Source organism: Desulfothermus okinawensis JCM 13304 (assembly GCF_054654515.1).
This window is the reverse complement of sequence record NZ_BAAIEW010000014.1, coordinates 1-21,578: the sequence shown is the minus strand read 5'-3', so window position 1 is coordinate 21,578 and position 21,578 is coordinate 1. Positions and strand designations below refer to the sequence as shown.

General features: G+C 35.2%; 21 protein-coding genes. 14 read left to right on the top strand and 7 right to left on the bottom strand.

The features are described 5' to 3' along the window. Window positions 1-4: 4 nt before the first annotated feature. From ACYQ0O_RS06880 to ACYQ0O_RS06850, 7 genes are all read right to left on the bottom strand, one after another. Window positions 5-1,357 carry a sigma-54-dependent transcriptional regulator gene (locus ACYQ0O_RS06880; RefSeq protein WP_459891700.1) on the bottom strand — a complete coding sequence of 451 codons (1,353 nt, stop codon included), beginning with the start codon at window positions 1,355-1,357 and terminating at the stop codon, window positions 5-7. Window positions 1,358-1,395: 38 nt separating this feature from the next. Continuing rightward, a complete protein-coding gene (locus ACYQ0O_RS06875; protein ID WP_459891699.1) occupies window positions 1,396-2,811 on the bottom strand; it encodes an ATP-binding protein in 1,416 nt (471 codons plus the stop codon). Window positions 2,812-2,832: 21 nt separating this feature from the next. Then, complete coding sequence (locus tag ACYQ0O_RS06870; RefSeq protein WP_459891698.1) at window positions 2,833-3,663, bottom strand: cytidylate kinase-like family protein; 831 nt, start codon at window positions 3,661-3,663, stop codon at window positions 2,833-2,835. A gap of 63 nt (window positions 3,664-3,726) precedes the next feature. After that, window positions 3,727-5,541 (bottom strand): SLC13 family permease, encoded by a 1,815-nt coding sequence (locus ACYQ0O_RS06865; protein ID WP_459891697.1) that lies wholly within the window; start codon window positions 5,539-5,541, stop codon window positions 3,727-3,729. Between the two features lie 223 nt (window positions 5,542-5,764). Then, window positions 5,765-6,319, bottom strand: a complete 555-nt coding sequence (locus tag ACYQ0O_RS06860) for a hypothetical protein (protein ID WP_459891696.1) — start codon at window positions 6,317-6,319, stop codon at window positions 5,765-5,767. A 16-nt stretch (window positions 6,320-6,335) separates the two neighbouring features. Continuing rightward, window positions 6,336-6,812 (bottom strand): hypothetical protein, encoded by a 477-nt coding sequence (locus ACYQ0O_RS06855; RefSeq protein ID WP_459891695.1) that lies wholly within the window; start codon window positions 6,810-6,812, stop codon window positions 6,336-6,338. A gap of 17 nt (window positions 6,813-6,829) precedes the next feature. Beyond that, on the bottom strand, window positions 6,830-7,009 hold the full coding sequence (locus ACYQ0O_RS06850; RefSeq protein WP_459891694.1) for a hypothetical protein: 180 nt from the start codon (window positions 7,007-7,009) through the stop codon (window positions 6,830-6,832). A gap of 292 nt (window positions 7,010-7,301) precedes the next feature. Between ACYQ0O_RS06850 and lon the strand changes: the two genes are divergently transcribed. The 14 genes from lon to ACYQ0O_RS06780 form a co-directional block, all read left to right on the top strand. Then, entirely contained in the window at window positions 7,302-9,329 is a 2,028-nt protein-coding gene (lon, locus tag ACYQ0O_RS06845) for an endopeptidase La (protein ID WP_459891693.1), read from the top strand. A gap of 225 nt (window positions 9,330-9,554) precedes the next feature. Beyond that, window positions 9,555-10,520 carry a sulfite exporter TauE/SafE family protein gene (locus ACYQ0O_RS06840; protein WP_459891692.1) on the top strand — a complete coding sequence of 322 codons (966 nt, stop codon included), beginning with the start codon at window positions 9,555-9,557 and terminating at the stop codon, window positions 10,518-10,520. A 21-nt stretch (window positions 10,521-10,541) separates the two neighbouring features. Next, window positions 10,542-10,958, top strand: coding sequence for a DUF1634 domain-containing protein (locus tag ACYQ0O_RS06835; RefSeq protein WP_459891691.1), 417 nt, complete (start codon window positions 10,542-10,544; stop codon window positions 10,956-10,958). Between the two features lie 172 nt (window positions 10,959-11,130). Continuing rightward, entirely contained in the window at window positions 11,131-12,546 is a 1,416-nt protein-coding gene (locus tag ACYQ0O_RS06830; RefSeq protein ID WP_459891689.1) for a sensor histidine kinase, read from the top strand. A 3-nt stretch (window positions 12,547-12,549) separates the two neighbouring features. Then, entirely contained in the window at window positions 12,550-13,395 is an 846-nt protein-coding gene (locus ACYQ0O_RS06825) for a sigma-54-dependent transcriptional regulator (protein WP_459891688.1), read from the top strand. Then, window positions 13,373-13,915, top strand: coding sequence for an AAA-type ATPase lid domain-containing protein (locus ACYQ0O_RS06820; RefSeq protein WP_459891687.1), 543 nt, complete (start codon window positions 13,373-13,375; stop codon window positions 13,913-13,915). Before ACYQ0O_RS06825 ends, ACYQ0O_RS06820 begins: the two co-directional genes overlap by 23 nt. Window positions 13,916-14,161: 246 nt before the next feature. Next, complete coding sequence (locus ACYQ0O_RS06815) at window positions 14,162-14,551, top strand: hypothetical protein (RefSeq protein ID WP_459891686.1); 390 nt, start codon at window positions 14,162-14,164, stop codon at window positions 14,549-14,551. Window positions 14,552-14,570: 19 nt separating this feature from the next. Next, window positions 14,571-15,512: a sulfite exporter TauE/SafE family protein gene (locus tag ACYQ0O_RS06810; protein WP_459891685.1), complete on the top strand. Its 942-nt coding sequence runs from the start codon at window positions 14,571-14,573 to the stop codon at window positions 15,510-15,512. A 2-nt stretch (window positions 15,513-15,514) separates the two neighbouring features. Continuing rightward, window positions 15,515-16,264, top strand: a complete 750-nt coding sequence (locus tag ACYQ0O_RS06805) for a TIGR02186 family protein (protein ID WP_459891684.1) — start codon at window positions 15,515-15,517, stop codon at window positions 16,262-16,264. Between the two features lie 73 nt (window positions 16,265-16,337). After that, window positions 16,338-18,899 carry a PEP/pyruvate-binding domain-containing protein gene (locus ACYQ0O_RS06800; protein WP_459891683.1) on the top strand — a complete coding sequence of 854 codons (2,562 nt, stop codon included), beginning with the start codon at window positions 16,338-16,340 and terminating at the stop codon, window positions 18,897-18,899. Window positions 18,900-18,925: 26 nt separating this feature from the next. Continuing rightward, window positions 18,926-19,321: a response regulator gene (locus tag ACYQ0O_RS06795; protein WP_459891682.1), complete on the top strand. Its 396-nt coding sequence runs from the start codon at window positions 18,926-18,928 to the stop codon at window positions 19,319-19,321. A 16-nt stretch (window positions 19,322-19,337) separates the two neighbouring features. Continuing rightward, window positions 19,338-20,138, top strand: coding sequence for an adenine nucleotide alpha hydrolase family protein (locus tag ACYQ0O_RS06790; protein ID WP_459891681.1), 801 nt, complete (start codon window positions 19,338-19,340; stop codon window positions 20,136-20,138). 14 nt (window positions 20,139-20,152) lie between these two features. Continuing rightward, window positions 20,153-21,010: a universal stress protein gene (locus ACYQ0O_RS06785; RefSeq protein WP_459891680.1), complete on the top strand. Its 858-nt coding sequence runs from the start codon at window positions 20,153-20,155 to the stop codon at window positions 21,008-21,010. 211 nt (window positions 21,011-21,221) lie between these two features. Further along, on the top strand, window positions 21,222-21,578 hold a 357-nt coding region (locus ACYQ0O_RS06780; RefSeq protein WP_459891679.1), incomplete at its 3' end, for a hypothetical protein.

Below are 21,578 nucleotides of genomic sequence, written 5' to 3'. Positions count from 1 at the left end.
GATGCTATGCCCATTTTTTTAATTTTCTCCAGAGGGAAACACGATCAATGCCAATTATCTTTGCTGCCTTTGATCTGTTTCCTCCACATTGCTCCAATACCCAGAATATATAGTCCTTCTCAACCTCTTCCAGTGTTGGTATATTTGATGGATCCCTTCTAAAGGTGCGTACTTCGTACATCTGAAGATATTCAGGAAGTTGATCTAAAGTAATCTCAGGACCAGTTACCAGGGCAACTGCCCTCTCAATTATGTTTTCAAGTTCCCTCACATTTCCAGGCCATGAATAGCCGAGCAATACATCCATGGCCTCCTTAGAGATAGATTTTACCTCTTTTTCCATCTCTCTTGACTTTTTCTTGATAAAATAGTTCACCAGCAATGGTATGTCTTCCTTCCTCTGGACAAGGGGAGGGAGTTTTATGGAGACCACATTTAATCTGTAATAGAGGTCCTGTCTAAAATTTCCCCTTTCAACCTCCATATGGAGATCCCTATGGGTTGCTGCAATAAATCTCACATCTACTTTAACTGGATCTGTCCCCCCTACCCTTAAAATTTCCTTTTCCTGGATAGCCCTGAGCAACTTTACCTGCATCATCATGGGCATATCCCCAATTTCGTCCAAAAAAAGGGTACCCCCATGGGCAACCTCAATAAGTCCCTTTTTTAAGGCATCTGCCCCGGTAAATGCCCCTTTTTCATGCCCAAAAAGCTCATTTGCAATTAATTCTTCAGTTAATGCCCCGCAGTTAAATGCCACAAATTTTTTGTTGGCCCTTTTACTCATTGCATGTATATATTTTGCCAAAACCTCTTTTCCAGTTCCAGATTCCCCTAAAATCAATACATTTGCATCTGTGGGGGCCACCTGCTTTGCAAGACTTATTACCTGCCCAAAGGACTTTGATTTTCCTATGAGCTCTACAGATGATTTCTTTTGTGCCAGCTTTTTTTTGAGTTCAAGGTTCTCAAGCTGTAGTCCCCTTTTTATGAGGGCCTGTTTCACTATTCCCCTTACCTCATCAAGTTTATAGGGTTTTGCTATGTAGTGAAAGGCACCTTGCTTCATTGCTTCCACAGCAGAGTCCACAGTGGCGTAACCTGTAATCATTATCACTTCTGTATGGGGACTCTTTGATTTTACATATTTTAACACATCCATGCCATCTATGCCTTCCATTTTAAGATCTGTTACAACTAGATCAAATTCTCTTTTGTCCAATAGCTCAATTGCCTTATGCCCACTGACTACACTCTCTACAAGATATCCTTGTTTTGAAAGTATCCTATGCAAATTTTTTCTTGCTATGTCCTCATCTTCTACTACCAAAATTTTAAACTCTCTTGGTTCCATAATCACAATTTCCCCAATTTTTTTGAGATAAAAACAGGTTAATTATTTACCTGATCTGGCAAAAATATTCTAAAACAAGTCCCTTTACCTACTTCACTGGTAACTGATATGTCTCCCCCATGTTTTGCTATTATCCCCTGAGATACAGAAAGGCCAAGGCCTGATCCCCTTCCCACCTCCTTTGTGGTGAAAAAGGGATCAAATATTTTCGGAAGGACGTACTCTGGAATACCTGGGCCATTATCTTCAACTTCTATGACCACACCCCCTCTTTCTTTATCTCTCTTAGCCCTGATAAATATTTTCCCCCCATGTTTTCCCATTGCCTGGATTGCATTTAAGATAAGATTCAAAAATACCTGTTGTATCCTCCTTGGGTCAACCACTGCCTCAATATCTTCTGGTACCTCAACAAAAATATCAACGCTTGACGGAACTTCACCTTGTACTAATTTTAATGTATTCTTAACCAGATCAAATATATTTTCCCTACTTGTGCTAAAAGTGGTCTCCCTTGAAAATTCAAGCAAACTCTTCACAATGTCCTGTGCCCTGTCCACCTGGGCAAGGGATTCCCCTAAAAGGTTTCTTTGGTAATCAATGTCTCCTTCCTCTAATTCTTCTAAAACTATTTGAAGTGATGTGGATATATTGTTTAAAGGATTATTTAACTCATGAGCAACTCCTGATGTGAGTGTCCCAAGTGCTGCCATCTTCTCACTCTGAACCAATTGTTCACTCCTTTTTTTCATCTCTAAGAGAAGTTTATTTAAACTCTGGGTAAGACGCTCAAACTCATCACCAGTCTTTATCTGCGGTATGGACTCATAATCTCCACTGATTATTCTCTTTATTGCCTTTTCAATTTGTTTTAACGGCCTGTTAACATTAATTAGTAAAAATATTAAGATAATTAAAGTGGCCCCTATCATTATAATTAGGGTGAAATACAAATACATCCTTGACTGTTCCACTAATTTTTTAACAGCGCCTTTTTCTCTTTTAATGGCATTTTCCATGACACTAGTTAAATAGTATCCTTTTTTTCTAACTATTTCTACTTCCTCTACCCCAATCTCAGAAGACAATTCCATTTTCTTTAAAAGCAAAACTAAAGCCTCCTTATAATCCCTAAGGAGGCTTATGTGTTCCTGAATATTATTAGGAGGGCTTTTTTCACTATACTCTCTTGATATTGTTACAAGGAGTGCATCAGATTTTTTCAGGAATTGAATTGCTTGAATGAGATTCTTTTTGTCCTTATTAATAAAAAAGTTCTTCTCATACCTCCTTGCTTCTAATATATAATTGAGTAGTTCTCTTTTTTTGTCCAAAATCCCCATCTTTTGATTTAATTTATTATAATTATAAAATCCCAAAATACAGATACTACTCAATATGACAAATAATATCAAAAAAGTGATAATAATCTTTTTTCTGATACTTACTTTCATAATGAAAAATGCCCCCATAATTCAGGCCAAAAACATCACATCTTTTAAGTAATTAATATTTTTTACCATATTATAAATCCATATCTTGGTTTCATCATTTAATTCCGCATTAATACTCTTCTCTAGCTTTGGTGGTATAGGTGATGTCTTTTTGATCTTTGTTGGTCCAATCTTTATTTTCAATATTCCATCTTCAACCAACATATGCTCTATATTTTCTTTAAACAAAAGAATCTTTGCCCTGGTTAATATGTACTCATCTATAAGTTTTTTCTTACAATTATCTGTCATATTAAACCTGCCCTGGCACACAATACCATTTATTATCTCACACGCCTGATTAACGTCAATTTTTTCAATATGAAGGATTATATCGTATAAAAATGGTGAATTTAAATCCTCTTTGTAAAGCATTTGGGTCCACTGATATCTCTGTTTATCTTCCCTTTCTATCTCTTTTTTTGCATCACTCTCATTTATATTTTTTAATTTCATTAAAAGGGCTACCCTCTCATCTAAATTGGCGACCAGGCGAACCCTAAGCAAACATGCAACATTTGGGAGTAAAAAGTGTCCAGCATTTCCGTGATATATTAGATTATCATCAATTGCATGTTCTATAAGTGTTGCCTTTATCATATTTAAATACTTTTCCCTGTTTTTCTTATTTTCAAAAAAAGATGGTGAGTCATGCAATGCCTTAAATAACTCTTTTTCTTTAATGTGGTTTTTAGAAGCGGTTTCAACTAAAACTTCTCTACTCATACATCTGTAACTTAATATATCAGCAACCCTCTCTGCTATCATTTTACCAAAACTATAGCTCCCCCTTGAAATGGTGATAATTGCCATATGATATCTCCTTCTTTACTTTTTATTTATGGGATAGGGGCAAACAGTGCCCAAAAAACAAGATCAATTTATCCCATAGAAAAAGTATATAACTGACAGCTCCACTACAAGAAATAACACAGTCATAACTGCACCTGCCTTTGCGTAATCCACTGTGCGATAGCCCCCTGGTCTCATCACCAGTGCATTTACCTGATGGGTTGGAAGTACAAATGTGTTTGAAGCAGACAATCCAACAACCAGGGCTGCCATCCTAGGATCACCACCTGCCATAACTGCCATATTCATACAAAGGGGAACCAACAAAACTGTTGCACCTACATTTGATATAACCAAGGTAAAAAAGGAAGTTAATAGCCCTACCACTGCAAGCAGGACTATGGGTGAGGGTTTACCTATAATTGCTAAAATATTATGGGCTATAAAAGATGCAGTTCCTGTTTTCTCAAATGCAATTCCAAGCGGAATTAAACCTGCAAGCAAAAATACTGTCATCCAATCCACAGATTGATAGGCCTCATCAACTGTTAACACTCCGGTTATTATCATTCCAAGGGCCCCAGACATTAGGGCTACGGAAAGTTTTACCTTGAAAAATATTATCTGAGATAGGGCTAAAACCAACCAAAAAATAGCCCATTTTGCCTTTTGGGGCTTTAATATTTCACCCTCCAATGGAGAGGCAAAACTAAGGGGCCTTGGTTGGGGCCTATTTCTTAATATATGGAACCTTGCCCATGGACCAAATAAAAGAAGGGTATCACCCATACTCAGTTTGATATTAGTAAGTCCTGAATAAAATATTTTATTGCCCTTAAAAAGGGCCACAGGGTTTACTCCAAAAAGTTCTTTGAAATTTACTTCACTTAGTGTCTTTCCTATGAGTTCAGATCTTGGAGATACAATGGTTTCAGCAAGCCCTGCATTTGTCCTGGCCAAATCCTCTGCAAATACCTCTAATTGGTCCTTTAACTTAAAATTTAGTTCCTTTGCCATGATTTCAACGTTTTTCTTTCTTCCAACAACTGCAATTGTATCCCCCTGAGATAGTTTGTCATGGCTTCTTGGAACCAGGGTCCTATCCTTTTTTTGTCTAAAGTATATTCCTACTACTGTTACCAAAAATCTTTCCCTGATAGCTAATTCTTCTAGTGTCTTTGGCCCACTGAAGGTTTTTGGAATCTCCAGCTCAAAAACACTTTCGAGACCTTTATAGGCCTCCATGAGCAGATCTGAAATCCCTTTATCAGACTGTCCCCCACCTGCAGGTAAGATATATTTCCCAAAAAATGCAAAATAGATAATAGCTGAGGCCAAAAGACAAACACCTATTGGTGTCTGGGTAAACAGCCCAAAAGGCTTTAGCTTCTCCCCATTTAGCACCATCAAATCATTTAAAAGTATTGTTGGGCTTGCACCAACCAGGGTCAAGGTACCACCTATTATTGCACAAAATCCCATGGGCATTAGTATCCTTGATATTGGAACACCAGTCCTTTTAGCAATTCTCTGGGCAGCAGGAAGAAATAGAGCTGCTGCACCGATATTTTGCATCATAGACGAGATAATTCCAACTGTACCAGAAATCAGTGTAATTATTCTTTTCTCGCTATTTCCAGCAAGTTTTATTATAGGACTTGCAACCTTGTTCATTACTCCAGTTTTATCTAAACCAGCACCAATTATTATTACCGCTATAATTGAACACACTGCATTGGAACTAAGACCAACAAAGGCCTCCTTTGCAGTTACCAGACCAAGTAGTGGAAGCAGGACCATCATCATTATTCCCACTACATCAACCCTAACCCACTCAAAAACAAATAATACTATGACAAATGCAAGCACTACCATGGTAAGTATCATATCTGGTGTCATGCCATCCTCCTAAAATTTTATTTTTGGGAAATAAAATACGCAAAAAGCCCCCTTATGGGTAGGGGACCTAATTTCCATACTGCAAGATAAATTCTAATTTTATAGACAACTAACCATTTTTGTTTTCATGCCTAAATACATAGCAAAATCCAAATACTACTGCTATGAGGGTAAGTTTTAAAACAAAGGTAATGCCCATTTAGATGACCTCCAATTACATTTTCTATACAATTGAATAGACGCAAACACTTGGCCTTTGTCCAGGCCTTTTCTCATCCTGTGGAGCCACGAATTCCCTTTCACTATCAGATATTACAAATTCAATTCCTGGAATCTCTCTTTTAATCTCTTGTAGGGCATCCTCTTTATCTAAGAACTTTACAACATGAGAGAATTCTATCCCCTCTTTTTCTGCCCTATTTTTAAACTGCAGTATATTTTTTTCACATTCTGTTAAAAATTCGTCTCTCAATCTTTTCCTCTCTAGGCTTTTTACTGGCAATTCATCTCCAATTGGTGCTGCATTAAGTGCAACAATCTGATATTCAAGCCTTTTTGCCATATCTATTGAATAATCCACAACACATGGGGAAAACATATTCCCATTACCAACCACCAGCAGTCTAGGTTGAATCTCACCACCTGAACTGGTTTCTTCTATAAATTTAACTGCATCATCATATTCTCCTTCCTCAGCAAATGCTATGGCATCTTGATATTTTGTAATTTCATCCTTTGTCTTTTTCGCCCTTTTTTTGAGTTTGTCAAAAATCCCCATATATAACCCCCTGGATTTAGGTTTCTATAACTATAATTGGGATATCCATATCTTTTCTTAGCCTGTCCAAAATTACTTTTCTCTGTTTTTTTCCCACGGCAATTACAGCTAATATTATTTCCTTCCTCTCCCTCACATGGGAGATAACCTCTTTCACAAAATCCCCAACCCTTAATACAAGATCCACCTTTAAGCCTGATTTTTTAATCCTAGACAAAAAAGGCTTTAAGTTTTCCATTGCCTCTTCTGCTATGCCTTTTGCCACGTCGTGCTCCTTGTGTTCTGCATAGGTAACTGCCACCATTGCATCTTCCATAAAGGACTTAAGTAATTTAAGTGGACCAAGGGTCTTAATGGACCCTTTACTCCTTTTTTTGGGCACCACTTCAAAAAACTCCACCTCTGAATTAAGCTGTTTGGCAAGATCCAGTGTGTAATAAACAGCATCAGAATCTGGAGACAGACCGTAGGAGGCCAACAATATCTTCTTCATGTCTTCCCCCCTTTAAATTACAACCTCAATTCATCCCTGTCCCTTTTAGTCTTAACCCTTTCCTTGTTCTCTTCCCTAATACCCCTCTTGTCTTGTTTTAAAAAACTAAGAGCCATATCCCTTAAATTGGCCTCAGCAAAGGTTACTGCCATCATTATCCTCTCTAATTTCCTAAGTATAGTTTCTTTTTGCAACATTTTATATCTCCTTTTGTTTGCCTTTAAAATTTATCGAGCAACATTGATGCCATATCTCTAATAGACTGAAAATAAAAAAAATTTACAAAAAAGACAAAACAAAATATGTTTCATAAAGCAACATAAAACAATATTGAAAATATCCATTTTTAAATGGATTCAAGTAATTAAGCCCCCAGGATATTTTTAAGGAGTTTATATTTCATTTTTCAACACTTCACTTTTATTTAAAGCTCATCTATAGGTTTATTTGAAAAAGCCATTTTAAAGATTCCAAGGCCCTGGAGCGTTTATGATTTTTTTTAAAAAGAGTGAAAAAAACAAATCTCAAAAAGAACCAAATGAGGAAAATTTAGACGAGCTCTCAAGGCTTAGGGCGGAAATAATGGATAAAAACCTTCCTGAAAGTATTGAGAAAGTGGCATTAAAAGAGCTTGACAGGATAAAATACATATCAGAATCCTCGGCTGAATACACCATTGGAATTAATTATATTGACTATTTATTATCTCTTCCTTGGAACACAATGACCAAAGACAATCTGGACATTAATAGGGCAGCAGAGATATTGGATGAGGAGCATTATGGACTTCAAGATATAAAGGACAGGATACTTGAACACATTGCAGTTAGGATTTTGAAAAACCAGAGGAAGTTCAAGATATTGGTTGTGGACGATGAAAAATTAACCTGTATGAATTTAAAACATGTCTTTGAGAAAGAGGGGTATGAAGTCCATGCAGCACTAAGTGGAAAAGAGGCTTTATCCCTTTTGTCTCAACACAATTTCCATGTAATAATAACTGATCTCAAGATGCAGGAGGTTGATGGGCTATCTGTCCTTGAAAAGGCAAAAAAAAACCATCCTGCCACTGAAGTGATAATTATTACTGGTTATGCCACGGTTAATGCTGCAGTTGATGCCATGAAAAAGGGCTCTTTTCAATTCTTATCAAAACCCCTAAAACTTGAAGAAATTATATCCACTGTGAAAAATGCACTGGAAAATCAGAGGATTCAGTTTGAGGGCAAAGGTCCAATTCTCTGCTTTGTTGGGCCACCTGGTACAGGGAAAACATCCCTTGGAACCTCCATTGCCAGGAGCATGGGAAGGAAATTTATTAGAATGTCCCTTGCTGGAATCAAAGATGAAGCCCAAATTAGGGGCCACAGAAGAAGTTATGTTGGAGCTCTACCAGGAAGGATAATTCAGGAAATAAGGCGTGCTGGTTCAAAAAATCCAGTATTTATGTTAGATGAAATAGACAAAATAGGACAGGACTTTAAAGGAGACCCATCAGCTCCTTTTCTTGAAATATTGGACCCTGAACAAAACAAAAATTACGTTGACCATTACCTAGACATACCCTTTGACCTATCCAGGGTAATGTTCATAGCCACAGCCAACACCACAGACACAATACCTCCTCCACTACTGGATCGTCTGGAAATAATATGGGTGCCAGGCTATTTAGAAGAAGAAAAGGTTGAAATAGCGAAAAGACATCTAATACCAAGAGAAATCGCTGAAAATGGTCTTGGAAAATATGAAATCCATTTTAAGGACCAGGCAATTAAAAAGATTGTTTCAGAATACACTAAAGAGTCAGGACTAAGAAACTTACAAAGACAAATATCATCTATTTGCAGAAAGACAGCCAGAAATATCTTGGAGCAAAAAAACAAAGGTACATCACCCATAATAATTGATCAAGGGAATGTGGAAAAACTCCTGGGACCTCCAAAATTTAAACCAACCATGTTAGATGTAAAAGACAGAGTTGGGGTATCCACTGCACTTGCATGGACTCCCTTTGGAGGAGAAATACTATTTATAGAGGCCACAAAGATGGCTGGTACAGATAAACTGATCCTAACAGGGTCACTGGGAAATGTATTGAAGGAATCTGCACAGGCAGCATTGAGCTTTATAAAATCAAATATAGAAATATTTAAATTGTCCCCTGATTTTTTTAAATCCCACGATATACATATACATGTCCCAGAAGGGGCAATCCCCAAGGATGGACCATCTGCAGGACTTCCCATCTTTGCAGCACTTATCTCACTTATCTCAAACAAAAAATGTAAAAGGGATATAGCCCTTAGTGGAGAAATTACCCTTTCAGGACGTATCCTTCCTGTTGGAGGCATAAGGGAAAAACTCCTTGCAGCAAAACTAACAGGGGTGAAAACAGTAATCTTTCCTGAAAAAAACAAAATAGATTTTTCATCTTTCCCAAATAGCATAATTAAGGGCATTAAAATAGTATTTGTCAGAGAACTACCTGAAATACTAGATAAAATATTTGTAGATTAAAAAAACCGTAGAACCTCAACTCTCACTCATACATTATCACAAACATAAACATCGTTTAGTATATGTTGCTATTTTTTATAGAAAAACGCTATTTTTTTATTGACAAACAAAAAGGCCGTAGTTAGTGGCAAATAAAAAAAAGAACAAACATTTATCTTTATTTGTTCTTTTTTTCACAAATAAAAAATCAAAAGAAAAAATAAAAATATGGGAGGTGTAAAACATATGAAAATTACATTAATAAAACCAATTGTTATGTATTATTTATTGGGTTTTTGTTTTTTATTATTATGTCCCGATCTACAGGCACAAGTTAACGAAGATGTCCTTGGGGCTGTGGAATCTTCTGTAAAACCCTGGTGGTATTGGCCATCAATTTTATTTGTTTTCTGCTTTGTTTTAGGAATTTTAGCAGTGCTTGCTGGGGTTGGTGGAGGAGTATTGTATGTTCCTTTGGTATCTGCATTTTTCCCTTTTCATCTGGATTTTGTAAGGGGCGCAGGTCTATTTGTTGCACTTGCAGGTGCCTTGGCTGCTGGTCCTGGCTTACTTAAAAGAAACCTAGCTAACCTACGACTTGCACTTCCTGTTGCACTTATAGCCTCTACCTGTGCTATTTTTGGTGCATTTTTGGGACTCTCATTGCCAACAAACATTGTTCAAATCCTTTTAGGTTCAACAATCTTATTAATTTCAATATTACTTTTGACATCAAAAAACGTGGAATATCCTGTAGTCACAAAGCAAGACGCAATTGGCCTTGCCCTGGGGCTTGAGGGCGCATACCTAGAGGAAGCAACAGGTAAGGTAGTCCAGTGGAGGGCCAAAAACACGTTAGTTGGGCTCCTTTTATTCATTGTCATTGGTACTGTTGCTGGGATGTTTGGACTTGGGGCAGGTTGGGCCAATGTACCGGTGTTAAATTTGGTCATGGGTGTACCCTTAAAGATATCTGTAGCAACAAGTAAATTCCTTTTGTCCATCACAGATACATCTGCTGCATGGGTATACTTAAACAGGGGATGTGTAATTCCCTTGATTGCCATTCCATCTATTATTGGTCTAATGTTAGGCTCAATTATTGGAGTTCAAATCCTTGCCAAGGCCAAACCAACCCTAATCAGATATCTTGTAATCGGAGTACTTATATTTTCAGGAGGTAAGGCTCTTTTAAAGGGACTTGGACATTAAAATTAACCTGGAGGGTATGATATGCAAAACAGGATTAGAGTGCCAAAAGAACAAAATATATATGCAGAGATCTTATTTTTTGGCTGTTGGGGTGGCATAGCCATTATGTGTATAACCTACTTTTTATACCTATCTACTATTATGGATCCCTTTGTACCAATGGACACCCTACAAAAGATGTGGCACCTTCCATCTGGACAGTTCATGGAAAAACTCAATATACACCAGGGATGGAGTTGGGTTCATTTGTTAGGTAAAGGGGATTTCATAAATTTTATTGGAATCGCTTTATTAGGGCTCTTAACCATTGTTGGCTATTTTACATTGGCCTTTGCTTATTTTAAAAGGGGTGACATGGTATATACTTTTATTGCCATTTTTGAAATTCTGGTACTCCTACTTGCTGCATCTGGTATCCTTGGCTCAGGGGGACATTAATACAAAAAAAAGGGGGTTAGAATCCCCCCCAAAAAAACTATCAACCTAAATTCATGTCTATTTTTTGGGCTTGACAAAACCATTACTTCTTTTGCTAGCATAAATTAACTACTACCATATTAGGAAATATCTACTTCAAAGGAGTAAAATTTTAATAGGTTAAAGCAAGAAGATGAAAGATCTCAGAATAAAAATCCTCCTATTCACAGCCACTGCCACTGCATTTCTAATAATCCATATAATTGGCTATATGTACAACATTAGTTTTTTTAAAAAACAACTAGCCATGCTGGAGAGGACCCATGATTTTATGGAAAATGTACTTGAGCTCAGAAGATACGAAAAAAACTTTGTCTATTACATAGATAAAAAGGACTTAAATGAGGTACTTTTATATTTAAAAAAAATAAAATCAGAGATAAACGATATTGAATCCCAAGATTCATTTAGAGAGATTTTTAAAGAACTATCATATGATTTTAAAAAATTTGAAAATGACCTCACTACCTATGAACATCTAATTGTAATAGCAAAACAAAAAAACAAGGTAGATTTAAATGACATAAGAAAACATGGACACAATATGCTTATATTTGCAGAAAAACTTCTAAATCTAAACAAAAAACATGTAGAAAGAACGCTAAATAAAATCCTTTTTGTACCTTCTATACTGATGTTTCTATTTGGTGGAACTTTAATTATACTCTTAATTGTATTAACTCATACAATTTTAAAACAAATTTCATTTATCCAAAAAACTACAGAAAGGATATCCAAAGGTGATTTTACATATATTCCAGAAAATGCACAGCAAACTTCATCTTTTTCACTTATTATTAATGCATTTAACAGGATGATTAGGGAGCTGGAGGAGAGACAAAATGCCCTTTTACAGGCAAAAAAGCTCTCTGCAGTTGGAACTCTAGTCTCTGGTATTGCCCATGAACTAAACAATCCCTTAAACAATATTTCACTCACAGCAGAGGCCCTTTTAGAAGATTGGGGCGAACTTTCCAAACAAGAAGCAGAAGAAATGTTAAAGGAAATTGTGGATGAATCCAGAAGGGCAAGCTCTGTTGTTCAAAACCTATTGGATTTCTCAAGACGAAAGAAAACAGACATAACAGAATTAATTGACATTAAAACACTAATTGATTCCACTATAAAACTGGTCAAAAATCAATTAATGATATCTGATATCCAATTAATAATGGATATCCCCCCTAATCTTCCCAAGATAAAAGGGAACGAAGACAACTTAAAGCAAGTTTTTATAAACCTTTTTTTAAATGCTATACAGGCAATGCCTGATGGTGGTTATCTCAAGATCACGGCAAGGGAAAAGCAAGGATATATAGAAATTGGTGTGGAAGACAGTGGAATGGGAATGCCACCCGAAGTTCTTGATAGGATATTTGACCCCTTCTTTTCCACAAAGCCCGTGGGTAAAGGCACTGGACTTGGACTTTCCATTGCGTATGGAATAGTGAAAAAACATGGGGGTCACATAGAGGTAAAGAGCAAACAAGGAGAAGGGACTACATTCTTTGTTTACCTCCCCATTCAATCCCAACAATTAAACGAATAATTTATGAAAAGGGACTTTTCTTCAGTAGTTACTGCAGTAGTTGACGATGAACCTATCTTCCTAAAAAGGGTAAAATCCATTTTAGAAAAAAATTTTGGTCTTAAGGTCCATACATATGTAAGTGGTCAGGAATTTCTCTCGTCAATTAAAACTAATAATTTCGACCTGCTCCTTTTGGATCTAAATCTACCAGATTTAGATGGACTCAAGGTATTAAATTACCTGAAAAAATTAAGACCCCACATAGAAGTTATAATTGTAACAGGACATGCTACAGTGGAGACTGCTGTTAAAGCAATAAAAAGTGGTGCAAACGACTACTTAGAAAAGCCTCTAAATAAAGACAAATTATTTTTGACCCTAAACAATACCCTAGAAAAAATACTTTTAAAAAAAGAAAATATAAAGCTAAAAAAAGTGCTGGAACAAAGAAATAAAAGCCCCTTTGACTCATTTATAGCTAATTGCTCAAAAATGAGAGACGTCACCAATGTAATAAAAAAAATTGCCCCACTTGATTGCAACGTATTAATAGAAGGAGAAACCGGAACTGGAAAAGAAATGGCTGCCAGGGCCATACACAGTCTTAGTAAAAGATGTAAGGGACCATTTATATCCATAAATTGCGGCGGCTTTTCTGAAGAACTAATAACAAATGAGCTCTTTGGACATGAAAAAGAGGCGTTTACAGGAGCGAATTCCAGAAAAATTGGATTAATTGAAGCTGCACAAAAAGGGACTCTGTTTCTAGATGAAATTGGAGAGATGCCGCTTTCCCTACAGGTAAAACTCTTAAAAGTAATTGAAGAAAAAAAAAATTTTCAGATTGGGAGCAAACAGACCAATTGAGTTGGATATCAGGATAATTGCAGCCACAAACAGGGATCTTAAAACATTGGTAAAAAAAAATCTGTTTAGAGAAGACCTTTATTTCAGACTAAATGTTGTAAATATCGCATTGCCCAAATTAAATGAACGAGTAGAAGACATTCCAATCCTTATTTCACATTTTATTTCAAAGTATAACAGCCAATTTGATAAGGAAGTAAAAAGCATATCCAATAGGGCAATGTCAGTGCTCTTAAAATATGATTTTCCTGGGAATGTTAGAGAGCTGGAAAACATAATTCAAAGGGCAGTTGCCCTGTGCGATGGAAAAGAAATAAAAACAGAACACCTGCCTGGAGATATAACCAACCTAAATTTTACCAATGTATCCGCTAACTTATTTTTATCCATTGAAGAAGTAGAAAAAAATCACATAAAAAGGGTTCTGGAATTTACAGCATATGATAAAAAAGCAGCTGCAGCAATCCTAAAACTACCAAGAACCACCCTTTGGAGAAAAATGAAAAAATACAATCTCTAACAATTGATATTCCTTTTCAAAATGAAACAAATCAAACCATTTGTTAACCTTTAAAATTTAACCCTTCAAATAATTTTATGTGTAAATAAAACTCACCTTTTTTTATTGAATCAATTTACTGTTAATAAAATTAACTTTTTTTCAAAATGAAACAATCTTTATATTCTAATATATACCGCTATTTTACAAAAAATCAATAACTACAGTATGTTATTTTTTTGGAACAAAATATGCTAGATATATGTCATGAAACGTATACTGGTCCCCATATTTTCCAAAGAACCAAATTTTTGGGCTTCAGTCCATGCCATGCAGCTATCTGAGAGAATAGATGCAAAGGTATACCTAATGGAATTTATAGAGGATGATAGTGCGTCCTCTAAGGATAATACTTATGTGTCCAGGGATTGCGGTTATCTTAAGTTTTTAAACCTTAATAAAAAGGAGGGGAAAAATGTACACATTCGGGTGAATGGAAATTTCTTAACCAAATGCACAAAGTTCATTGCAGAACATGGTATAGATTTAGTTGTATTATCAATACCTAACAAAACCCAATACCGGCATTGGGTTTTAGATTTAATAAAAACAATCAATAAACAAAAATTGTGCAGGGTGGAGATTGTAAAAAAATAAAAAAAGGAAGGTGGTGAATATGTTTCACATGTATCTACCAATTGCAGGAAACAGCATAAACGTATTTCTCATCCTTGGACTTGGTGGTTTAGTTGGGCTTTTATCTGGAATTTTTGGAGTTGGTGGAGGATTTTTAATGACCCCTCTACTGATCATGTTTGGAATACCACCAACAGTGGCAGCTGCATCTGACTCAAACCAAATTGTTGGGGCATCCACCTCTGGTACAGTTGCCCATTATAGATTGGGAAACGTGGATATAAAAATGGGTATATTGCTACTTATTGGAGGAATTATTGGTGGAGATGTTGGTGTCCACATAATTAAAGTGTTAAGGGCACTTGGGAATGCAGACTTTCTAATCAATATAACATATGTCATTATGTTAGGTTTTGTTGGAACCTACATGTTTATTGAGAGTCTACAGAGTTTGAGAAAAAGCAAAGAAGAGAGCAAAGTGGACCAGACATATGTATCAACTCCTCAAAAAGAATCTATATATATTAAAATAATGAATTCTCTTCCTTTTCAAACCCATTTTGAAAAATCTGGGGTTACCATGTCTGCTCTAATGCCATTAATTTTGGGAGTCTTTGTTGGAATCTTGGCTGCAATCATGGGTGTTGGCGGCGGGTTTATAATGGTTCCTGTAATGGTATATCTCCTTCGCATGCCCATGCACGTTGTGGTGGGAACGTCGCTGTTTCAAATTCTATTTACATGTATTAATGTGACTATAATGCAGGCATATTCTAATCATACAGTTGACTTTGTTTTAGCACTTTGTTTGCTATTGGGATCAACTGTTGGTGCTCAATTTGGAACAAGAATTTCAAAAAGGCTAAAAGGAGATCAACTAAAAATAATCCTTGCTACTATAGTTTTACTTGTTATGTTTAAGATGCTCTATAGTTTACTTGCAAAACCTTCCCTAATGTTATCCTATGCAGGAGGTCACTAATCATGAAATTAAAATATCTTTACATTATTTTAATAGGGTGTTTAACAATTATATCTAAAGATGTATTAGCCTTTGCCTTTACCCATTCCCCTGAAACTATATTAATAGGTGCACAGTACAACGGTGCTAAATTAAGCATATCAGGGTATGTTGACAAAGATAAAGATGTGATTGTAGAAATTAAAGGTAGTGTCCAGGATTCACATTTCAAACAAAAAGGAAAGGTATGGGGTATATTCTGGATGACCGTGGCACATCTAACATTTAAAAACGCTCCTTCTGTATATATGTTATATATGCCATCAAACTTATCTAGCTATTTAAATGAATTAGGTCTAGGATATAACACCGTATTATCAAATATAGAAATAGAACCAACTCCTCCAAATAAAAAGCAAATACTAAAGGATTTTTTAAAATTAAAGGAAAAAGAAAGATTATACCAAATAAATAAAAAAGGTATTAAATATGATACAAAAACAGATAGAAAAAAATATAGGTCCGAGATATCAATTCCTTCTAAGATGCCTCCTGGAAAATATGAGATTGTGGTGTACACCTTAAACAAGGAACACAAGATAGAAAACATAGACAAAGATACCTTTGAAGTAAAATTAACTGGTTTTCCAAAATTCATCTCAGATATGGCATTTAACCACAGTTTAATCTATGGCATCTTAGCAGTAATTATAGCAATTTTTGCGGGTTTTGCCATGGGATTTATATTTAAAGACAAGGGAGGAGCCCATTAGCCCAAGTTTATCAAAATGATAAACTTGGACTAGAATAATGCGGTCCACATATGGTATAAGGAGGTGGTCAAATATGAAAGGCCTTTTTAAAAAGCTCTTCTCTAAATTCAATAAGAAAAAAAAGGTATCTTTTACAGAATTATTTGACCACTTCCAACAACTTATCAAAGAAAATAACATTTCAATGGAGATCATTTCAAATATCGGGGAAAAATTAAGTGGAGAATATATCTTTGACAAACATTTTATAGATACGCAGACTAATGCCCTATTTAGTAGCGTATATAGGATGATCTATCACTTAGAAGCTATGGCCCCTGGAAAATATACAGATCTGTTTTATCATTATAAAAAAATAAGAACTGAGATTGAAGAAGAATTAAAGGGAAACATTATTATTCCAAAGGGTAAATATACAATTCCATATTCTGAAATTAATGATGAACTGGAAGAAGCAGTTGGTGGAAAAAATACACATCTTGGAGTTGCGAAAAATATTTTATCTATAAATATCCCTGAAGGTTTTGCAATCACAACAAGAGGCTTCTCTAAAATTGTCAAGGAATCAAAAATAGGAAATTCAATACAACAAATACTATTAAATTGGCAGAAAGATCAAATTTCCACTGAAGATGCATCAAAAAAAATAACAGACCTTATATTAAATTATAATTTACCAAAAGACCTCACCTCAGAGATTATAAGACAAATAAATAAAATCAAAAGACTTGCCGGAAATAATGAAGTATTTTTCGCTGTTAGAAGCAGTTGTATTGGTGAAGACAGCGAACACTCCTTTGCTGGAATCTATAAGAGTTTTTTAGGGGTGCCCCCCACTCAAGTATTGGAAAAATACAAAGAGGTAATAGCAAGTACATACTCTGAAAGGGCCCTGGAATATAGAAGGAACAAAGATATAATGGAATCAGAGGTTGCCATGGCTGTGGGGTGTCAAATGATGATTAGGGCCAAGGTCAGTGGTGTGGTTTATACCTTGGACCCTTTTGACCTCAAGGATGAAAAGATAGTAATTGCATCTACGTATGGATTAGGTGAAGAATTAGTTGGAGGAACCATTGAGGCCGATAAATATTATATATCAAGGACACCACCTCATGATATTATTGAGATGAACATAGTATCTAAACCTTTTATGAAAAACTTCGACTTTAAAAAAAGATCCATAATAAAACAAGAAGTTTCAAAAGAGAAAAAAGACAAACCCTCTTTAAGTACTCAACAAATTATGGAATTGGTTAGAATCAGTATGATGCTGGAAAAATACTTTAAAAATCCACAAGATATAGAATTTGCCTACGACCAACAAAACAACCTAGTAATTCTTCAGACCCGCCGTCTCCAGATAGAAAAGAAAAGAATAGAGATGAAATGTAATCTCTCAGAATTGGGTTCTTTTAAAAAATTACTGTCTGGACAAGGGGATATAGTAAGAGAAGGAATTGCCATTGGAAGGGTTTATAAGGTAACTAGCTCTGAAGACCTAGACAACGTACCTGATGAATGTATACTAGTTGCCACTTCATCATCACCTATATTGGCAAAGGTGATAAAAAAGGTAAATGGGATTATAACAGATATTGGTTCCCCCATTGGACACCTTGCCACAATTGCCAGAGAATTCAGGGTCCCTATGATAATAAATACCAAGATTGCCACCAAAGTCTTAAAAAACAATCAAGAAATTACATTAAATGCCACTGAAAACGTTGTTTATGAAGGCTTTATAAAGGAGTTGTGCTATTATGAATTTGTTGAGGAAAAATTTGAAGAAATAAAAGAATATAGATTACTCAAAAGAATTTACAAAAAAATTTCTCCCCTGAATCTAGTAGACCCTACAGGAGACAATTTTAAAATAGAAAATTGTAAGACATTTCACGATATCATCAGATTTATTCACGAAAAGGCAGTACAAGAACTTATAGACCAAGATTATTATGCAGACCCAGCGATCTCAAAGTCATCAATTAAACTCAAACTACCCATACCTCTGGACCTTAAAATAATTGATACTACTCTAAAAAACATCAACTCCTCACTGGAATTAGATATAAGCCAAATATCGTCTCTTCCTCTAAGATATTTTTTAAAAGGTATATGTAGTAAAAATGTATGGTCAACTGATCCTGTAGGGGTTGACTTTAGGAGTTTCATGTCCAGTATGAATAAAACTTTTGCCTTTGAAATGGCAGATCCTAGATTTGTTGGACAAAATTTAGCTGTAATTTCAAATGGATATGCAAATATAAGTTTAAGGCTTGGTTACCACTTTACAATGATAGATACTCTGGCTTGTGATAACCCCCATGACAATTACATCTACTTTAGATTTTTTGGAGGGGTTACAGAAGACACAAAGCGGACAAGACGCGCAAAATTAATTAGCAACATTCTCATAGAACAAGATTTTTTAACAGAAATAAAAGGAGACTTAGTTGTTGCTAGGTTAAAAGGACTTTCAAAGGAAGATATACTTGAAAAGATATATATTATTGGAATATTAGTTGCTTTTACCCGACAATTGGATGTTAAAATGATAGATGAAAATCAAATAACATTGTACTCGAAAATTTTTTATGATATTTTACTACAACATAAATTACAACACATTTAACTAGATATACACTTAGGAGGATTAATATGGATAAGAGACAAATAAGTGTTCTAATATTGGATGACGAACCTATAGTCACCAAAAGACTAAAATCTTATTTAGAAAAAAAAGGTTACATGGTTGAGACATTTACCAGGAGTATAGACGCTATTACTAGATTTAAAGAAAAACCTTTCGACATAGTTATAACAGACCTAAAAATGGAAGGGATGGATGGAATGGAATTTTTAACAGAGGTAAAAGAAATGAAACCAGATACTGAGGTTATAGTGATAACTGGATTTGCAACTATGGACGCAGCAAAGGAATCTTTCCAAAAGGGAGTATTAGATTTTCTAGCAAAACCATTTAGATTAAGTGAAATACATGAAGCTGTAACAAAGGCAGAAAAAAAGGTTCTTAATAGAAAAAAAACCCAATAAAAAAGGAAGGATTTTTATGAACGTACTTATCCCCATTGAAAACAATCTTCCATCAAGTATTAGTCTAAGATACATTTGTAGACAATCACAAAAAGTACCAATGTTCATTCAACCAATTCATGTTGAAGAGCCAACACAAAAACATTATCAATTTGGTGCAGGCTGGGTGAGAAAAACCTGGGAAAAAACTCTAGTTAACACAACAAAAGACAAAATAGAAACCTTTGTTAAAACAGAAGCAGACAATTGTAAAGGAATTACTAAAGTCAAAATAGTTGTAGGAGATAAAGAAAAGGAGATACTAAAAGAATTAGAAGGTGGATTCTACGATTTATGTGTTATTGGACATTTATCCTCTTTTGATTGTTCCTTTTTTTATGATACATTAAAAAGTTCATTTATAAAAAAAATGACATGTCCAGTATTGATTGTAAAAAATCTAACTAAATTTGAAAAGGTCCATCTAGTGCTAGACAGTGAGATGAATCTTGAAAAATTTATCCTTAGTTACATAAAGCTATACAAAAATGTGCCAGTGAAAATTTACTTGGTGCAATACAATTTCTTGGAAACCAGAGAAGTTATTATTAACAAAGCCCCCTCTAGTGATCTACTTGATCGTGCCAAATCCCTATTAGCCAAAGAAGGGATATCTACAACTGAACTACTTGAAATATCAGGTCTGCCTGAGAATGTAGCAGAAAAGTTAAAGGAAAGTGGGATGGTGGTTTCCATGTTTAATAGGAAAGGGAGAAGGAGGCCCATAACAGATATTATGGCATGTACACTGTCACCTATTTTAATTTTTTGGGATTAAAAAGGGGAAATAAAATGAGAATATTAGTAGCAGTTGATAAAAATCCTTATAGCTCATATGTTGTCCACGAGGTAGGCAAACTAGCTGTTAACACCTGGTCTGATATCACACTCCTGGGAGTAATTAAACCAGAAGAAGCTCCAAATAGGATAGAAGATTCAGATCTGGCCAAAACGTTACTTGACTATAGGGAAATCATAACATCCTATTATCCTAAAGGTGAATGTCCCTATTCAAGAGAAGAAATCTCTACATTTACAACACCTAAAGACAACGTATTTGTGGGAGTGGGAAAAGGCGGTCTTAAGACATTAAAGATCATCATTAAAAAAGGAACTAATATAGTTGACGAAATTTTAGAACAATCAACTGAAGACGACTCAACATTGATAATTCTAGGATGTAATAAAACAAATGGATGCAAATGGGGAGAGTTGGACATTCCTGCCAAGATAGCAAACCAAGCTCCATGTTCTGTCTTAATTGTAAAAGAGAACAAAAGCCCCAAACAAATTGTATGTTGTCTTGACCATGATTACATAACTCAAAATTCATTGGAACTTATAAATCAGATGGTTACCCTGTATAAGGCTGAGTTAAAAATTGTTGGGGTATCTGAAGCAGGGTCTCTAAAAATAAAGGTAGAAAATACAATGAAAAACCTGTTTATGTATTATCTAAAACAGGACATTCCCATGTGGCTTGAAGTAATAGACTCCAGTGTATTCCATACCTTTGTAAACCAGATTTCACAAGATAATCTTATTGCCATATGGTTTGGGAGAAAATCCTTTTTAAGGAAATTTCTTCCAAATGAAAAAATTATTAATCTCATAAACACTACCCCATCTTCAGTGCTGTTACTGAGGTAGCTATTTAAATACATTGTTTTTATATCATTGCCATAAACAAATAATTTTAAACTATCTATTAAATAGTTAACCGTGTAAATTGTACTTTTTTCTACATTAAGGGCTTGATAATTAAATGATTCAATAATAAGGTATCTCCGCCGGTTATGTAATCATTATTTATTTAATCTAAATTAATCTAAACAATTAATAATCTATGAGGGATAGATAAATGGATGAGCGTAAAGACCAACATTGTGAAGCCCATGATGCTTTTTATGAAGAATTTTTAGAAGAAATGAATGAATGGATGCGAAAGAGGAAGGAATTAGCAGAAAATACTACTAACCTTGCCCAATACAGGACTAAACTAGCAGAAAATAGAACCAGACTCGCAAAAGGCAGAACTGAACTCGCTCAAGGTAGAACTGATCTTGCAAATAAAAGAACTAGTCTGGCTGAGGGCAGAACCAATCTCGCAAACAAAAGAACTGAGTTGGCTGAAAATAGAACTAACCTCGCTAATAAAAGAACTGAACTTGCCCAAGGCAGAACTGATCTTGCAAATAAAAGAACTAATCTGGCTGAG

Bases quoted from the DNA above. Each gene is read 5' to 3' on its own strand.
- ACYQ0O_RS06880 (WP_459891700.1), bottom strand. From the start codon at position 1,357: ATGGAACCAAGAGAGTTTAAAATTTTGGTAGTAGAAGATGAGGACATA.
- ACYQ0O_RS06875 (WP_459891699.1), bottom strand. From the start codon at position 2,811: ATGAAAGTAAGTATCAGAAAAAAGATTATTATCACTTTTTTGATATTA.
- ACYQ0O_RS06870 (WP_459891698.1), bottom strand. From the start codon at position 3,663: ATGGCAATTATCACCATTTCAAGGGGGAGCTATAGTTTTGGTAAAATG.
- ACYQ0O_RS06865 (WP_459891697.1), bottom strand. From the start codon at position 5,541: ATGACACCAGATATGATACTTACCATGGTAGTGCTTGCATTTGTCATA.
- ACYQ0O_RS06860 (WP_459891696.1), bottom strand. From the start codon at position 6,319: ATGGGGATTTTTGACAAACTCAAAAAAAGGGCGAAAAAGACAAAGGAT.
- ACYQ0O_RS06855 (WP_459891695.1), bottom strand. From the start codon at position 6,812: ATGAAGAAGATATTGTTGGCCTCCTACGGTCTGTCTCCAGATTCTGAT.
- ACYQ0O_RS06850 (WP_459891694.1), bottom strand. From the start codon at position 7,009: ATGTTGCAAAAAGAAACTATACTTAGGAAATTAGAGAGGATAATGATG.
- lon (WP_459891693.1), top strand. From the start codon at position 7,302: ATGATTTTTTTTAAAAAGAGTGAAAAAAACAAATCTCAAAAAGAACCA.
- ACYQ0O_RS06840 (WP_459891692.1), top strand. From the start codon at position 9,555: ATGAAAATTACATTAATAAAACCAATTGTTATGTATTATTTATTGGGT.
- ACYQ0O_RS06835 (WP_459891691.1), top strand. From the start codon at position 10,542: ATGCAAAACAGGATTAGAGTGCCAAAAGAACAAAATATATATGCAGAG.
- ACYQ0O_RS06830 (WP_459891689.1), top strand. From the start codon at position 11,131: ATGAAAGATCTCAGAATAAAAATCCTCCTATTCACAGCCACTGCCACT.
- ACYQ0O_RS06825 (WP_459891688.1), top strand. From the start codon at position 12,550: ATGAAAAGGGACTTTTCTTCAGTAGTTACTGCAGTAGTTGACGATGAA.
- ACYQ0O_RS06815 (WP_459891686.1), top strand. From the start codon at position 14,162: ATGAAACGTATACTGGTCCCCATATTTTCCAAAGAACCAAATTTTTGG.
- ACYQ0O_RS06810 (WP_459891685.1), top strand. From the start codon at position 14,571: ATGTTTCACATGTATCTACCAATTGCAGGAAACAGCATAAACGTATTT.
- ACYQ0O_RS06805 (WP_459891684.1), top strand. From the start codon at position 15,515: ATGAAATTAAAATATCTTTACATTATTTTAATAGGGTGTTTAACAATT.
- ACYQ0O_RS06800 (WP_459891683.1), top strand. From the start codon at position 16,338: ATGAAAGGCCTTTTTAAAAAGCTCTTCTCTAAATTCAATAAGAAAAAA.
- ACYQ0O_RS06795 (WP_459891682.1), top strand. From the start codon at position 18,926: ATGGATAAGAGACAAATAAGTGTTCTAATATTGGATGACGAACCTATA.
- ACYQ0O_RS06790 (WP_459891681.1), top strand. From the start codon at position 19,338: ATGAACGTACTTATCCCCATTGAAAACAATCTTCCATCAAGTATTAGT.
- ACYQ0O_RS06785 (WP_459891680.1), top strand. From the start codon at position 20,153: ATGAGAATATTAGTAGCAGTTGATAAAAATCCTTATAGCTCATATGTT.